This window comes from Staphylococcus sp. FSL W8-0304 (genome assembly GCF_038006565.1).
Classification (GTDB): Bacteria; Bacillota; Bacilli; order Staphylococcales; family Staphylococcaceae; genus Staphylococcus; species Staphylococcus epidermidis.
Genome location: NZ_JBBOVL010000001.1, coordinates 102,531 through 119,821, shown reverse-complemented (window position 1 = coordinate 119,821; position 17,291 = coordinate 102,531). Strand labels below are relative to the sequence as shown.

General features: G+C 29.6%; 13 protein-coding genes and 2 pseudogenes. 6 read left to right on the top strand and 9 right to left on the bottom strand.

Annotated features, from left to right (window positions below; translation table 11 throughout):
- Positions 1-126: 126 nt before the first annotated feature.
- A complete protein-coding gene (locus NST35_RS00545) occupies positions 127-3,243 on the bottom strand; it encodes a CDP-glycerol glycerophosphotransferase family protein (RefSeq protein ID WP_002458447.1) in 3,117 nt (1,038 codons plus the stop codon).
- A gap of 565 nt (positions 3,244-3,808) precedes the next feature.
- Here NST35_RS00545 and NST35_RS00540 point away from each other — a divergent pair.
- The gene (locus tag NST35_RS00540) at positions 3,809-4,303 is read left to right on the top strand and encodes an isoprenylcysteine carboxyl methyltransferase family protein (protein WP_002458448.1); all 495 of its coding nucleotides are present in this window, start codon (positions 3,809-3,811) and stop codon (positions 4,301-4,303) included.
- Between the two features lie 477 nt (positions 4,304-4,780).
- Here NST35_RS00540 and NST35_RS00535 read toward each other — a convergent pair.
- Positions 4,781-4,931, bottom strand: a pseudogene (locus NST35_RS00535) (DUF4176 domain-containing protein); the annotation flags it as partial.
- A gap of 272 nt (positions 4,932-5,203) precedes the next feature.
- On the bottom strand, positions 5,204-6,688 hold the full coding sequence (lqo, locus tag NST35_RS00530) for an L-lactate dehydrogenase (quinone) (protein ID WP_002458449.1): 1,485 nt from the start codon (positions 6,686-6,688) through the stop codon (positions 5,204-5,206).
- A gap of 199 nt (positions 6,689-6,887) precedes the next feature.
- On the opposite strand from lqo, the gene NST35_RS00525 reads away from it, so the two are divergent.
- Both NST35_RS00525 and NST35_RS00520 read left to right on the top strand, forming a co-directional pair.
- Complete coding sequence (locus NST35_RS00525) at positions 6,888-7,868, top strand: tRNA dihydrouridine synthase (protein ID WP_002447550.1); 981 nt, start codon at positions 6,888-6,890, stop codon at positions 7,866-7,868.
- Between the two features lie 311 nt (positions 7,869-8,179).
- The gene (locus NST35_RS00520) at positions 8,180-8,539 is read left to right on the top strand and encodes a hypothetical protein (RefSeq protein ID WP_002458450.1); all 360 of its coding nucleotides are present in this window, start codon (positions 8,180-8,182) and stop codon (positions 8,537-8,539) included.
- A 255-nt stretch (positions 8,540-8,794) separates the two neighbouring features.
- Here the strand turns inward: NST35_RS00520 and NST35_RS00515 are convergent, their stop codons facing one another.
- Positions 8,795-9,160, bottom strand: coding sequence for a hypothetical protein (locus tag NST35_RS00515; protein WP_002458451.1), 366 nt, complete (start codon positions 9,158-9,160; stop codon positions 8,795-8,797).
- 179 nt (positions 9,161-9,339) lie between these two features.
- On the opposite strand from NST35_RS00515, the gene NST35_RS00510 reads away from it, so the two are divergent.
- Positions 9,340-9,483 (top strand): hypothetical protein, encoded by a 144-nt coding sequence (locus NST35_RS00510; RefSeq protein WP_002447552.1) that lies wholly within the window; start codon positions 9,340-9,342, stop codon positions 9,481-9,483.
- A gap of 440 nt (positions 9,484-9,923) precedes the next feature.
- On the opposite strand, the gene NST35_RS00505 is transcribed toward NST35_RS00510, so the two are convergent.
- Positions 9,924-10,781 carry a hypothetical protein gene (locus NST35_RS00505; RefSeq protein ID WP_002458452.1) on the bottom strand — a complete coding sequence of 286 codons (858 nt, stop codon included), beginning with the start codon at positions 10,779-10,781 and terminating at the stop codon, positions 9,924-9,926.
- Positions 10,782-11,365: 584 nt separating this feature from the next.
- Here NST35_RS00505 and NST35_RS00500 point away from each other — a divergent pair.
- Positions 11,366-11,776, top strand: a complete 411-nt coding sequence (locus tag NST35_RS00500; RefSeq protein WP_002458453.1) for a DUF1433 domain-containing protein — start codon at positions 11,366-11,368, stop codon at positions 11,774-11,776.
- A gap of 247 nt (positions 11,777-12,023) precedes the next feature.
- Here the strand turns inward: NST35_RS00500 and NST35_RS00495 are convergent, their stop codons facing one another.
- Positions 12,024-12,209, bottom strand: coding sequence for a hypothetical protein (locus NST35_RS00495; RefSeq protein WP_002458454.1), 186 nt, complete (start codon positions 12,207-12,209; stop codon positions 12,024-12,026).
- Between the two features lie 313 nt (positions 12,210-12,522).
- A complete protein-coding gene (locus tag NST35_RS00490) occupies positions 12,523-13,434 on the bottom strand; it encodes a hypothetical protein (RefSeq protein ID WP_002458455.1) in 912 nt (303 codons plus the stop codon).
- 386 nt (positions 13,435-13,820) lie between these two features.
- Between NST35_RS00490 and NST35_RS00485 the strand changes: the two genes are divergently transcribed.
- Complete coding sequence (locus NST35_RS00485; protein ID WP_262614878.1) at positions 13,821-14,444, top strand: hypothetical protein; 624 nt, start codon at positions 13,821-13,823, stop codon at positions 14,442-14,444.
- 262 nt (positions 14,445-14,706) lie between these two features.
- On the opposite strand, the pseudogene NST35_RS00480 reads toward NST35_RS00485, so the two are convergent.
- A pseudogene (locus tag NST35_RS00480) lies at positions 14,707-15,520 on the bottom strand (HAD-IIB family hydrolase).
- A gap of 612 nt (positions 15,521-16,132) precedes the next feature.
- Positions 16,133-17,290, bottom strand: coding sequence for an MFS transporter (locus NST35_RS00475; protein WP_002458459.1), 1,158 nt, complete (start codon positions 17,288-17,290; stop codon positions 16,133-16,135).
- Position 17,291 lies beyond the last annotated feature (1 nt).

Genomic DNA, 17,291 nt, shown 5'->3' with positions numbered 1-17,291 from the left:
CTCGCTAACACAACAATAAAACTCATTGTTATGATGTTCACGCTATTAATACGTCGTATATATTTAAAAAGCAGACTTAAAAGTCTGCAATTATTGCTATCCAATGAAACTATTAAAATTAATTCATTATTTTAAAATAGTTTTTAACTTCATAATAGCCTTAATCACTCTATTATTCAGAAGTTGTCGTATAATTTTTGATTTTCTGTTTTTTAAATATTTAATATGAAATTGATATGCTTTTTGAACTCCTATTGGCGATCTTTTTAATGACATTCTTTTATTTTTAGTTTTTAACGGGACTTTTTTTCCTAACAACTTTTGAGAAGCCATTTTATAGCTAATGGCAGGTGCATATTCTATTTCAGGTTCGTACAATATGACTGAATCTTTGAGTGGTGCAAAGAATTCAACGATAAAGTCATCTTCAGGATTATTTTTAAAATACTCAACACCAAAATCATAGAAATTACGTTCAACTTCATCTTCATCTATATATTTTTTATTAAAAAATTCTTGTATGAATAGTGGCAATATTTTGTCCATTGCGTCATATAATTGTTTATTATAATTTTTAAAATTTATCACTGGTTCAACTATGTTGTTATTTCTACGATATCCCGGAATGCTTTGATATGGCATATTGGCAAATATTGATTCAATAAATATTAATGATGTCATTTTACTAGTATAGTTATATCTGATTGATGTTCCTACTGTTTGATAAATACTTCTTGCATAGAAGAATATCGTATTAATTGTTTGATCGCTAATGTTATTTAAGAGTCGATCTAAGCAATCTTGCGTGTAACCTCTTCCCCAATATTCGACGAAAGCAAATTTTTCACAGAAATCAATTTCTTGAATTAAATAATCATTCACAATTTTACGTTCTTCATGAGCTTTTTTTAGTAATAAATTTTTGTATTTATTATTATTTTGAGCAGAAACTCTAATTAATTCTTTTGTACTTTTTGTGAATTCAGAACATCCTTTAATATGTTTTAACTGTGGAAATATCTCGTCAAATTCTTGTTCACTGATATACAACGCACGTAAGGTACTATCAAAGTTCGTTAACCCTGTAAAGTTACCAAAAGGCGAAAAGAACTCTTCGTCCACTTCATTAATAAACGAAGGAATTCTCCAGGCTTTACGAGACCCATATATATACTTAGTTTTGATATTGTATCCTTTCACTGATATTATTTCATCAGCAATTTTTTTAAGTAACTCACCGTCTCTTGATATAAAATAAAGCGTCTTAATATTTTCTTTAATTGCTTTTTTAATAGACCAGCTCACGTATGGTATGAAATAACTACTTATATAACTGTATACATAGTAATTTAATCTACTTTTATCATTTTCACGAAATCTTGCTATTTGTGTTGTAAGTAAGAATGTATCATAGTTCTTATTCCTATTTAAAATTTTATTTTCATACCCATTAAATTTAGTTATTGTATGATAAATAGGTTTGATATTTAACTTTTTAGGAACATTAAAATCTGCATGCTTATTATCCCCATAATGAATCCATTCTGAATAATTGTACTTTAAATCTTCAAACACATCTAAATATAGTGTACTGGTTGATTTTTGATTACCTATATCACTTGATAGATAAAGAGGTAATTCAGTTAATCTAGGGTCTACTTGATATAACATTTCTAAGATAACTTCTTTAGGCAAATACATATCACTTATTAGAATGACGTCTTGATAACTGTCTAATAAGTTATGAAGCACTTTAATTTTATCCTTTTTTGCTTCTACATTTGCTATTTCCGCTTCAATTTCTAAATTATATAGAAGTTGCGCCTGATCATCTGTGAGCTCGTGAATATTTTTAATTCTGTTAATGATATCTATAAATCTTATTTCGATTCTTTTTTCATCACGAATAAATTCAGACTTTTTATAATAATCTCTAACATAGTTTTCTGCTTGGATTCTAATACGTGGATAATTTTGTATTACATATATCGGTATATCAGTACTTATTCTTAATAACTTATCTTTAACATAATAGAAAATACCATCTGGTCTTAATGTTTTTCTTTGTATCAACGTATCAAATATATCAAAGCTATATAACTTAGGTAATTGTTTCCTTTTAATACTAAATTTTAAAGTTGTATCTATAATTTTTTCAAAACCATTTTTATCGTCCTGGTCATATTGCCAAAATTCATTTATAATTTCCTTACTTTTCTTTTCGTTAATTTCTATAGCATCAATTTGATCTAGAGCTTTTAATAATTCATCAAAACTTGAAACAATCACACCTGAAGTTTTTTCTTTGTAATCATATACTAAAGTTCTGTTTTCCATATATTTATCATAATCATAAATATATCTAATGAACTTTTTAACTCCTGAAGCTAACATATCGTAATAAATAGATGAGTAATCTAGGATTCCTAAATCTATTTGGTCGAATATTTCATAAATGTCTTTCTTATTATCCCAAAACAAAATATTTGGATGGTTCTCATACATTTTTTTGGCAGTTGTGAAATTCACATCATTTTTAACTAAGTAATGTAATTTTATAATTAGCAAAATATTATTTTTCTTTAAAGTTTTAAGAAGCTTTGCCATATCAGGTATAGCTTCACCAAAAAAATTATTCATCTTATAATCTCTGAAAGTAGGAGCATATAAGACTACTTTAGTTTCAGCATTTAAACCTTTATGCCGCTTAATAGAATGATCAAAAGATCTAAATTCAGCTTTATTAAACATATTTGCTGGATAACCTGCTCGGATGATTTGATCTTCATCTAAATTAAGCATTTTTGTAAAATGTTGTTCCATAAGTGGTGAAGTGACCAAAAATAATTGGTTATTATGGTACATCTCATTATACTTGATATATTTTTTATATGTACGATATCTAATTCCTGGCGAGTCAACAAATCGCTCTATAGGTTTGATACCGACCCCATGCCATAGATTTAGTATGACGACTTCATTTTCAAATTTTACAGGGATATGTTCTTTCACTTGATGTACGACAAATACACCTGCCATGCTTTTAATCTTTTCTGCTTTTTTGGAATGAAATAATTCAGCATTGAATCCTAAACTTTTAACGTAATTTACCACTTGAACATTATCACACATCCAATATGCATCGATATCTTTTCTATATTTATTCACATATATGAACAACCATTTAGGATTACCTACAAAGTCATTAGTTGCATTAAATATCCATATTTTTTTATTCCTCATGTTTAACTCAATACCTTTCGTATTTTGTATTGCTTCAGTACACTTCGTCTATATTTGAAACTTGTAAAACTATTAGTCAGATGAATTATTGATTCTAGTTACAATGCTCAACATTATGACAACGCTACAAACTATCTATATTTTCGTGCATTTAATTTTTTAACTATATTATTTCATAGCATACATTAGCATTTATAAATAATAATTATATTATATCAAATCTCTGCATTATAAATGCATGGTTTTTAAAATATATTTTTGTTTCGAACCATCATATTCACTAACACAAAATGTCTATACTTGTAGAGAATGACATGTTATCAACCTTACAAAGCTTTTGATGATATTAAGATTTTGTTAAACAATAAAACTAGAACTTTTTATTTGATATGCCTTAAAATTATTAGGTTATCCGAAAAACTGAACTTAATATGTGAGGTGTTAGAAGAGTTATGAGTTGGTGCTAAAGTTAATAAATAGTTAATGGCATTTGAAACATTTTCTCTATAAAATACTTTGTATTGTACGAGCAAAAGAATATATATAACAAACAATGGAGGACATCATGATTTTAACTATTTTATTTATCTTTTTCTGTATTCGACTCATCAGCTTAAAGATATCTATGCAACACGCAAAACAGCTAAAGGTAGAGGGCGCTGTGGAATATGGTGTGAAAAATTCAAAATATCTAGCCATTACGCATGTATTCATTTACATGAGTGCAGCTATAGAAACATTTATTCATAAGGATACATTTAGTCTACTTAACGGCATTGGCTTAATCATATTGATCGTCGCTTATATCATGTTATTTATAGTCATAAAGACACTAGGGCGCATTTGGACATTGAAATTATTTATACTGCCAAATCACCCTATTATCAAATCAGGATTATATAAAGTAACAAAACATCCAAATTATTTTTTAAATATCATTCCAGAATTAATCGGTGTATTGCTACTAACACATGCTACATACACAGCACTCTTATTAGTTCCATATGCTTATTTCTTGATTGCACGTATTCGTCAAGAAGAGAATTTAATGAATATATAAAATAAAAAGCCTATAATCACACGACTCAGAACGCACATCTTTAAAGCAACATTTTGAAAAATACGCTATTTAAACGTAGGTGATTGTAGGTTTTTAATACAAAAACGTAGATATGCCAGTGATAAGTTTTAGAATTACTATTTGCAAACTGTTCTATTAATGGTAGAGATAGGTGAGCTATTTTTAGAGCGCTGTATGTCTTACGTCAGACAACCCTCACACTTACCTTTATTAGCTCGCACTTCGTCACGCAACCTTTACACTATATAGCCGAACACATGGGTTAGGTAATTTCGTTTGTTTTAATTTAAGACACATGTAAGTTATAAACAGTTTTAATTTACAGTGTGAAAGATGAGCAAACATAAATTTAGAACACCTTCACTTTATAATGAAGTGTGCTCCGAAGTGTTTTAACAATCTCATTTTCTTATCTATGACTTCACCAAAATCATCTTCTTTTGTCACTGTACTTTGTTAAATTTTATAATCTACATTATTTTTTCCTAATATAAATCTTGAAATCTATCTTGATCAAAAATAACTTTTCAATATATCGTTCGCTGAAATAATAAATTTCATCCTCCACAACACCGACATAATACTTACAAATAGAATAATCAAACATATTTCGACATAACAACGATCTTATACTTTTAAACACCTCTTCTTTTACTTTTTATAGAATCAAGTATAGTATCCGTTTTTAGTATTCACTCAACTTGTTCACATTTTGTCTTTATACCTCACTATCGCACATATCTCCCTTATTCAATTAAATCGCACCTCCTTCCTATTTCCTATAAAAAACACCCCGTAACATTAGACTTTCTACCTAATGCTACGGGGTGCACACATCATGTCGTTATTTCGTGACATATCATTCTATTTTTAAAATACTTATCTATTTAAATGTAAGTTTTTAGAAGTTTCACGACGTGTTTCTCTCATTAATTTTTCGTCATTGATTAATGAACGACCGTATGTTGGTACCATTTCTTTAACAACAGGTTCCCATGCTTCTTTGTCATCAGCAAAGTTTTTCTCTAAAACTTCTAATACAACTGATAATGATGTTGAAGCCCCTGGAGATTCACCTAATAATGCAATCATAGAATTGTCGTCTGAATTGACAACTTCAGTACCAAATACTACGAAACCTTTACCGTGTTGTTCACTATCTTTAATCACTTGAACGCGTTTACCAGCAGTGTAAAGTTCCCAATCTTCATCTTTAGCATCAGGAATAAATGTTCTTAAATAGTTCATACAACCTTCTTTAGTTTTGATCATTTGATCAATTGAATATTTAATTAAAGGTACATTTTTAACTGCTGAAGCCAACATTGTAGTAATGTTATATGGTTTGATTGATTCGAATAAGTCTAAATTTGAACCGAATTTCAAGAATTTAGGGCCGATATTCGCATATGGACCAAATAATAATGTTTGTTTACCATTGATATAACGTGTATCAAGGTGTGGTACAGTCATTGGTGGCTTACCTTGAGGTTCTTTACTGTAAACTTTAGCCGCATGTTGTTTAATAATATCTGGGTTTGTACATCTTAAGAATTGACCACTGATTGGGAAACCACCTAGGTGTTCTCTTTGTTTAACGCCAGATTTTTGTAATAACGGAATAGAGTGACCGCCAGCACCAATAAACACTTTATCTGCTATTTTAGTTATTTTTTCTTTAGTTTCTCTATTTTCAACGACAACTTCCCATTTGCCATCTTCTCTTTGTGTTAAATCTACAACATCATGATTGTATTTTAATGAAACGTTAGATTTTTGTTCTAAGTAATGTGCTAGCTTACGCGTTAACGCACCATAGTTCACATCTGTACCTTCATCAATTTTACTTGCTGCCATTTGATGTCCTGGCTCACGGTTTTCCATCATTAATGGCATCCATTTTCTCATTGTTTCCATGTCTTCTGTATATTCAATATTATCGAACATTGGAATTGTTCTAAGTGTTTCATAACGTTTTCTTAAAAAGTTAACGTTTGTTGGTCCCATAACGAAACTGATATGAGGTAATGGTTGGATAAATTCTTCAGGATTAGAAATATCACCATTTTTAACTAAATTACCCCAGAATTGTCTAGATAATTCGAATTGCTCATTAATTTCTTGCGCTTTAGATGCATCAATTGAACCATCATCTTGTTCAACTGTATAGTTTAATTCACATAATGCCGCATGGCCTGTACCAGCATTATTATTTTCATTTGAACTTTCAATACCAGCGCCTTCTAGTCTTTCAAACATATCGATATGCCAGTTAGGACTTACTTTTGAAAGCATTGTCGCTACTGACGTACCAATAATTCCTGCACCTACAACAACGATGTTTTTATGATTTGCTTCACTCATGTACATGTTCCTTTCTAAATTTATATATTAAAATAGTACATATATAGACTTTACCACTTTAAACATATATTAAACAAATAAGCGCAAAAGGCTCACTAATCATTTATTTAAAAGTTGTAGTCAGCTATGTGAGTTTTATGGTAATATCATCATGCGTAAAAATTCGAGATTATTATTATAAAGAAGGTTTAAATAAATCATGAAAGAAAATTTTTGGAGTACATTGCCACGTCCGTTTTTTATTCTGGCACCTATGGAAGACGTGACAGATATTGTCTTTCGGCATGTTGTCAGTGAAGCAGCGAGACCAGATGTATTTTTTACTGAATTTACCAATACTGAGAGTTACTGCCACCCTGAAGGTATTCATAGTGTGCGCGGACGCTTAACTTTTAGTGACGACGAACAGCCAATGGTAGCGCATATCTGGGGCGATAAACCAGAACAATTCCGAGAAATGAGTATCGGCTTAGCAGAAATGGGCTTTAAAGGTATAGATTTAAATATGGGTTGTCCTGTCGCAAATGTTGCGAAAAAAGGTAAAGGTTCCGGCTTAATTCTACGACCTGAAACGGCAGCCGAAATCATTCAAGCTTCTAAAGCGGGTGGTCTACCGGTCAGTGTAAAAACACGTTTAGGTTATTACGATATCGATGAATGGCGAGACTGGTTAAAACACGTCTTCGAACAAGATATCGCAAATTTATCCATTCATCTACGTACCCGTAAAGAGATGAGTAAAGTAGATGCACACTGGGAATTAATCGAAGCTATCAAGACATTACGTGATGAAATTGCGCCAAATACACTATTAACTATCAATGGTGATATCCCCGATAGACAAACTGGTCTAGAACTCGCAAATAAATATGGTATTGATGGCATTATGATTGGTAGAGGGATCTTCCATAACCCATTCGCATTTGAAAAGGAACCACGCGAACATTCAAGCAAAGAATTATTAGGTTTATTACGCTTACATCTCTCTTTATTTGAAAAATATGATAAAGATGAAGCCCGACACTTCAAAAGTTTACGCAGATTCTTCAAAATCTACGTACGCGGCATTAGAGGCGCTAGCGAACTCCGCCATCAATTAATGAACACCCAATCCATTGCCGAAGCAAGAGAACTACTCGATACTTTTGAAGCACGTATGGATGCACGCTCAGAAGTATAAGCATGCGAGCGGTAAGTATAATAAATGAACCTCCCCCTGTTGAGTCAGAGGGAGGTTGTTTAATATTTAGTAGTAGTAAATCTCGAGCAATTTACAAAAGTGACATAAAAATAAGTTTTAGACTGATCACTTAAACATATAGTGGGACGAAAAGTAAATGAGCAAACTGTTAAATATAGTCCATGCTTTTTATACAAAATATAGAATGATGAACATATATTGAACATCGTGAATTTCAAGTTAAACTGAACAATATTATGATAAATTAAATATAAGAAGCAAATATTTCATTAAAAATAAGGTGCATATCAATGAAAAGATTGATTTTTATAGTTGCTATTCTCTTTATCCAAGCCTGTAGTTATGTTGTTATTAACTTTTTCTTCTTCGACATGTGGGCGATTCACTCAAGTGAACACCAATTAAATCAATCCATACAACATCATGACACAAAGCAACTTCAAAAGATTGCTAAAGATAAGCAGACATATCAGTTTTTAAAAACTATAAAGAAAGCCGATTTCGAAAATGCGTCAGATAACCAAGGGGGTGGGCCTATTGGTTATTATCGTTTAGATATTAATAAAAAACCCGCAGGACTTACAATCAATATTAAATATAACTTCCTTCCAGAAAAGACAACTATTAAATCAATAAAGTTATATCAATAAATATATAAAGAAAGGACTATAGCACAAATAAATATCTAAAGGATTCTTAACATATAGTCAGTTGGTGACAAAATTAAATATTCTTATTTCAAATTTGGTTCATCAGTAGGCCGAGGTCCAAGCAAAGACCATTCCACACAAAAATTCCGTAAATAAAGTCAGTTGTGTTCGAAGAATAGGATTGAACAACAATTCAATGCTAATTCTATTTCATTTTTTTATCACATCATCTAGGAAATCTTAATTTTTCTTAACTTACTTATTGCGATAAGAAAAGCTATACATAACTAAACAAATTAGCGTAATGACTATAATATGAATGCCGGCTAAAATAATTGAAAAAACATCTGTGGTAAAAGGTTTAAAATAACCGGAAGTCTTATCAACATCCATGAATAAATGGACACATATCCAAGACACCAATATCCCCACTAACCTTGCTAAGACAACACTAATATTGCCTTTAACCCCTGATTTAAAAATTGAAAAGCTTATTAGTATCGATATAATTACAAATGGAAAATAACCTAGTAATAAACCTGTTTGATAGTCCGTAAAAATTCCTAAAAATTCAAATGGAATTAAAGATAAAATAACTATGATTACTTTAAATTCTTTCATTTCATCATTTCCTCTTTCTATAAAATTACTTTTTTAATATTGTTTTATTCTATATAATGTTAAATTAGAAATGTAATACATTAAATAGCAAAGTTTTATAAATACTCACTTTATATAAATAGATTTTAAAAATCTTTAAGCCAACAATTATCTTATGAGTATCAGAAGGAGTGTCGTAAATGCAAAAATCACATCGCCACTTATTTTCTACAATGTTATCTTTAGGGAGTGTGATTGCGATAGTTAATGGACGTTTCTTTATCGGTATCTGTATGTTATTTGTTGGCGCAATAATATTAATTAAGAGTATTTCTGAAGAATAATAGTGTTGATATTGTACATAAAATAAGGAGTGAATGAATTGGAAAATTTAGGTTCTTTGTTACCTATTGCATGTGCTTTATTTGTAATATTTGTTGTACCGTATTTTGATAAGAAAAAGAAGTGAAGTTGAATATAAAGTGCATATAACATAAGTTGAGCCAAAGTACAGTTAATGAATGTACCTTGGCTTATTTTAATTACAAGCATTTAGTATATTAAACGTGACATTAAACAAGGTTTAAACAACCCTTCTAACTCAATTTGAACTTGCAACATAAACACTGAGAGACTCGATATTTACATTAGAAATGTCTTTATCATCTCTATTTATTCTATTTCCTTGTAAATGTATTTTCATAAATCTCATACACAATTTATATTTTTATATAGAAAAACGTTTAGAAACAACACGTTTCTAAACGCTTTAAACGCCTGTCATTTAATTAGACATTTGTTGTTCTTTAATTTTATTTCCATTTTGATCAAGTTTAATAATTTTATTTTTCTCACTCTTATAAGTACCCATAATTTCACCATCATGATTACGGTAATGAACTGTCCAATTACCATCGTCATTGATTCTAATATTGTCCCATAGATAAGTTTTATTATCTAACTTACCATCAAAGTCACTTATTTTTTCATAAATTTGACTTCTCATATGTGCCATCGTATTTGCAGAATTTTTATCAGGATCATCAGCTTTTTGAGCTGCTCCACTATCAACAATCCCTATTTTATTCTTCATTTCTTCCAATGAGCGATTGTCTTTATTATCTTCATACAATTGACTAATATCTAACTCCTTGCCATTATTTAATAATGTTTGATAATCAATCAGTGCGCCTTGCGTACTACCTATAAATATTTTATTTTTATTTACACCAACAATTGAAGCGAACTGTCCTTTAGACGGATAAACTTGATAAAATTTCATATCCTTTGGCGCATTTTTCATCGAATCAGCTTTTTCTAACATCAATTGTTCCATTTGTTTCTTCTCTGTTTCATTTCCTTTTTGATAATCATACACGCCTGTCAACACTTCGTTTTTAGTTAACATATATTTTTCTACTCCATCCGCATAAAATGCTAATGCTAACCTTTCTTTTTCTGACAATTGAGTTGAAGCCTTATTATCATTCTCTTGCTTATGATGTTGTTCTTTGTTCTCTTTATTTGCCTTTGAAGTTTGCTTTGTTTCTTCTTTCTTATCTTTAGTATCAGTCTTATCACCTGAATTACAACCAGCCAAAACTAAAAATGCCGTTAAACTTAACACCAGAATTTTTTTCAATTTAAAGACCCCTTTCTAAAAATATAAATATTAACATTAATATAAATTAAATCTTTACATTAATCAATATAGTTCAAAAAACATCATTATATATATTTTATAAAAGTTATATATGAAACATCCAAAAATAGGTATTTAATACACCTCTTAGACTAAATATTTAAGTCTTTAATAAACCAATACATTGTATGAGATAATATAGGTTGTTACTATATAGCTTTACCTAAAAACATGATGCCTATAGTAAAATCAGAGGTCAAAACTTAACTTAAAAATATAAGCGTAAAGGAGCATACATATGGCAACTGTTACACAAAGAGTTAAGCAAGTAAAACAACCTCGCGGAGGCTATTTTAAAATGAACATAATAACTTTATAGATCTTATTTTTGTAATAAGCTATTAGAGTTAACATAATAGGACGTTATCAAAATCAAATAAACATCTATTGTAGAAAATCATTTTTATTAATATTTATGATTTGATTTCTCAATACGTGCGTCTAATATCGTGAATAAATAAACAATTTTATTATGTAAGCTATTGATTCGGTAAACTCAAATTAGGAGTCGGTGAACTATATCTATGTCAAAAAAGAAAATTTTGATCTTTATTAGTGTCATATTAATCATTTTTGGAGGTGTCTATCTCAAAATGAAATATGACGAAAAAGCAAAACAAAAAGAAATCTACTACAAGGAGCAACAAGAACGTATCACGCTTTATCTAAAATACAACACCAAAAAACCTAATACTATCAAATCAGTCCATTTCACAAGTTTAAAACAGGGACCAATGGGTGACACTGTTATTGAAGGCTATATCAATAACAATAAAAAAGATGATTTTGATGCATTTGCGTCACCTGAAAACAATTATCAATTTGGAGGTGGACTTACAGCAGACGTTAAAATATTTAAATTACTTAAACCGGCTAATGAATCTAAATCACCCGATGAAATCAAAAAAGATTTAGACAAAAAGAAAGAACACTAAAAATTTATACTGAACCACAAGAAGTATAATTTAGTGTAATATTTTAAAGGCTTGTCTTCTACAATTTTTTAGGAGGCAAGCCTTTGATATTTTTTATTCTTACTTTGTTTTTTAACCATTTAAATATTCTTGAAAACTTTAATTTTAAAATAAAATTTATCATATTCAATCATAAAAAACACCCCATAAAGATAGATTTTAGGCCAACTTCTGGAGTGCACATCATAATAAATGAGTTCTTTTTAATTCATTTGCGTTTAATGGTGTTTTCTTGTCTTTGCTTAATCAATAAGTAGACAGCATTTGCTATTCCTAACAAAGTCCAAATTATTGATAAATAAATATTATCAAAACTATAGATTTTAGGCATGAGTATTAAAAACATAATATTTAATATTAATGATATACTATGAAGCTTACCAAAATGATTCATTTGAATAACTTATCCCCTCTTCATTTATTACTTTATTAAAAATTTTGCTTTATTCCAATTGTATCATTGGCATTGAACTTTAAAAGTCATAAAACTAAAAATCTTTGCTCAATCCATATGTGTTTGAATATTTTCCAGACCATCCATCAATCAAAATTGAAGTGCTTAGAAAATAAAAATTGAAAAATACAAAGAAGAATTAATGTTAAACAAACAAAAAACAACGCTAGCTTTTAATATGCTAACGTTGTCAATTTCCTGGGAAATCAATTTTCTTTTTCTAAATTTTTAATTTCGACAGTTGAATATACTTTTACTCTATTTCTTCCCCGTTTTCATCGTATTTTGTAACTTCACCATCAGATGTCACAATATAAGAACCTTCGAGGTTGCCTTCCTTATCTAAAATAGAAAAGCCCCAATCTCCGTCTTCGTTCTGTTCGGGTTCTTTAAATGTATATGTATCAGTATCTAATGGGTGACCTTCATACGCTTCAACTTTATCTATCACATTACTACGTGTAACTTTATCATCATTAGATGTATCACTATCACTGTTAGACGTCCCTTCATCTGACGTGTTAGATTCACTTGAATTTGATGATTGACTTTGTGTAAACGCAATTTGATTTGCTATATCTTTATAATTTGAACTTTTACCGTATTTATTTAATAGTTCATGTAAATCTAATTCTCTTGCTGCTTCCGAATGCGCATATTGTTGATATGTTCCTGAACTTTGTGTGCCTGCAATTAATACCTTTTGATTACCAATACCGATAAGCGTCACAAATGATCCTTTAGATGGTTTTGCAGTATAGAATTTCATATCACTAGGCGCACCTTCTACTTTTGTTGGTAATGCTTCCAACTGATACGTATGAATACTTTTACGTTGGCCCCCACCGTTATAGTTTGCATAAAATGAATGATTTCTTAATTCACTTGCGTTAACGGCATATTGAGAAACTGAGGGATCATTGATAGCTAATGCTACTTTTTGCGATTGAGTTAAATCCTCGACTCTATCTCTAGACTCATTGTTATCACTTGAATGACCATTATTAGAATTTGAATTTTTATTATTTGAAGCTTGCTCGGTTTGAGTGTTACTATTTTCTGATTGCTTATCAGTCTGATGCTGTCCTATCAAATCTCCAAAATCGCATCCTGCAAGTAATGTTGTTACTGTAATTGCTCCGATTGCTAACACATGTTTTTTCATTTCGTTTCTCTCCTTTAAATCTAGAAATTGTCACTGCTGTGATTATATGTGTCGTTCATACTTCAACCAGTTTTACACGATTACTAAATCCATAGTTTGATAACGTAAATTTGTAAAAACATTATTGTTCCCTTGATTGTTAATTCCCGTTATTAAATTTATTTTAATTTATAATAATTATAATTGCTACTAATCACCTAAATAATTTGCACAATATTTAAAAATTTATAGATTTAGAAGTAACTAAACTTAAAAGAACTTATAACACATGCTTTTATACTTCTTAAACTAATATTTATATACCTTAAATTAACAGTAGAAATGTGTTTAAAAATAAATTAATAAAACAATATAAATAAAATATAAAAGAGTTGGAGGGCAGTTAATTGAAAAAGTTTTTTACAGGACTGATTCTAGTTTTTCTCATTGTAATGCTACGATTTGCGGGGGGATTGGAATACAGTCATTATAAAGATTCAAAATCGAACACTGATATAGCTTCAAAAGAGGCTCAGACTTCCAATAAAAACACTCATGAAGATACAACTTCACAAGGTGAAATGCAAAATCAAGTTAATAGCCAAACAAACGAAGTATCAAATGGGACATCAACTAAAACACTTAGTGAAAAAGCAAAGCAGTTAAGAGAAGCTTTTAACGTCAATGATGAGGAAGCTCAAATTTTAGCAGATGAAATCGATAGAGCAGATGTAAATAAAGATGGCACGATTACAACGGATGAAATGACGCCTACTTTAGATCGTTTTACAAAAGAAGGGAAATTCCAACCATCTGCTGGTGGTACAACTAGCGAAGCACATCACTCTAAATATACAGCAGAAGATGCTAGACATATGTCAGATGATGAATTTCTAGACGTGTATACAGAAGGCATGTCAGATGATGAAGCTGCTACTATTCACGAAAGTGCTCAAGAATCTAATGAGTATATGAAATTTTTAAGAGGACAAGTTGAAGCACGTGCAAAAGGACAGGGCGGTAATTATTAACTAAACTGATTAAAATAAGTAAATAATTAAACTCAGTAATACCTGGGTAGGGAATAAGAAAAATGTGTTGTCTTATTCCCTATTTTTGATTGTTATAGAAAGTGTATATATTTCAATTTTAATGACTAAATTAATTCGAAAAGTAGATATATCGAAAATTCATTAAATATATAGAAGATGTTCGATTAATAAAGAAGAATTAGCTTATTTATGATCTCAACTTATACTTTTGCCACCTCTCCTATTTCAATAATTCCATATTTTAAACATTATCAGATTCTATAAATTCGCGTACATGTGTATAAATACCTTTGTAATAAGGATATTTTGTATTTTTAAATTTACGCTTCATTTCCTCATCTTGACTGTTAGACATAATCATTGCGTGATCTAAATAACTTAAAAACCCTTCATCATTACCACTATCACCAAAGCCAATAATCAATTCTTTTGGAACACCATATTTATTCATCAAAAATTTTGTGGCATATAATTTGCCTGCATTTCTTGGAGTAAAATTAATATCATAAGCATTTTCAGGATCACCTGCTAAAGGATTACAACGATTAAATGTCATCGTATAGTCCCTTGTCTTAGAATACTGAGTGAGGTCTTCTAAAATTGTTTTATCTAAATGCATGTCACCCGAAGAATAGAGATAGAAATTGTACAATGTTTCATTGTCTCGAAAAGTTCTTTGTGGTATAAACGCTACTTTATGTTTAGAAGAAACATGTTTTAATATATCTAATATATCTTCCAATAAGAAACGTTCTGTCAACACTTCGTTTTTATATTCATCAGATTCAATATATTCGCAGTTATTCCATGTAAACATTTTAGAACTTAAATCTGAAAAAATATGTTGAGGTTTATATGACATACCAACGTTACTCATTTTTTTGAAGTACGCTTTCTATAGTACTTCCTGTTAAAATAGCCGTAATGACATTGTTTTTAGTAGTTATATTCTGTAATAAACCTTCCATTTCTCTTAAATAAGGCATATCCGCTTGATGCGTATGATGTTTGTAGTAAGTTTCATCAAAGTCGAATAATATTAAGCGTTTTGTCATCTTCATTCCTCCAGTATCATTTTTTAAATGATAAATAATAATTACGCTCTAAAAAATGATAAAAAACCACGAAAACAGGATAAAATTACTTGTTTTATTTGTAGAATTTTTGATTGAAATCTTCTGTGTTGTAGTAGGACTTAAAACCTCCCTATATATGTCTCAAGGTTATATATATAATATCAATAAAATAACTTTGTCATCTATCTATAAGATTTTGTTTCAAACACTAACTATGAAATTGTTTAAGTAAAAATTCTAATTAGGCATCCTGTTAATTTAGTTTATTGTTATTTATTAAATTCTGTGAAAGAACCTTAATTTTTAAAGTCATATTATATATAAACACGCGTAAGTAGTGAAGTTCTACAGAAAATAAGGCTACAAGCTGAAGCTATCCTCTAAGAAAGAAAGTTAACGATACGAAGTATGATTAATAAGGAAGCCAGTAAATGAAACTATCATAAACTCATTTACTGGCTATTTTTCTATGATTTAGTCTCAAGTTCTAATCTCAATCATTTAAAAATGTACTACACAATTGAATTGACCGTTCCTAAATCCTATTTTCAATTATTTTAAACCGTTATGTTTATCCGTCAAAAATCTAGTCTAGAATGGTTTTTCATTTTCTGAATGACTAGCACCCTTTAAAAGTAACGATGATAAAATAGCTAATAAAATTGAAGTAATTATTGACAAATTAAAACTATTATCTATAGAGAATAAAATTCCTCCAACAAATGAACCTAACCCTATACCTAAATTTAAAACTGAAATATCATAGCTTAGTATTTGGCTAGGATCTCCTCGTAAAAATTTCAATAGACCATATTGAACTGTAGGGTTTGTTCCCCAGTGAAATAAATTCCAAGTAAATACACATAAAGTTAAAACAATCACATTTTGTCCCATAAACAGGATAAATATTATAGATAACACATATATCAATATAATCATATTACCTGATTTACAATATCCCTTTTTTTCTGATAAAGTATTACCTAATTTTGACCCTAAAACTCCAGCAATACCTGATACAAACAAACATAGACTAACAATAAAAATATCATGTCCATTTCTTCTAACTAAAGGTTCTAAATATGTGTATAAAATACTGTTAGATATCATCATAAATAATAAAAAACATAACATCATAACAGTGCCTCTATAATTGGTGACCGTATATTTCTTAGTATAATTTTTATCATGCTTTATATTCACTGGTATAAAGTAAATCACACTCAGTAAGCAAAGAAAAGTGATAGTTGCTATAATATAAAATGGAACTTTCCAATCATAATAAGACGCAATTAATGTTCCAATTGGAATTCCAAGTATATTCGCAGCGCTAAACCCAACATAAATATTAGCAATAACTGAAGATTTACTTTCAATAGGTACCATATTCGCTCCTGTTGACATTAACTTTACAGTAATTAATGACGCGATACCAGCTAGCATTACTCTAACGATACAAAGTGAAATATAATTTTTGACAATAGTAGTAATTAATGTCAGTAAAATAAAAATCACTAAACTATATACAAGTACCTTTTTATCATTGATATTTCTCGTTAGTCTCGTCAGTATCGGACTAAGTATAGAAAATGAAATAGCATAGATTGTGACTAACTGACCTATGAAAGAAACGCTAATGTGAAATTCTTTGCTCATTTCGCTTATCATTCCAACAATGATTAAATCCGATACTCCAACAATAAACATAGTTAAAAATCCAATGATAGTTATTATTTTATACGTCGACATG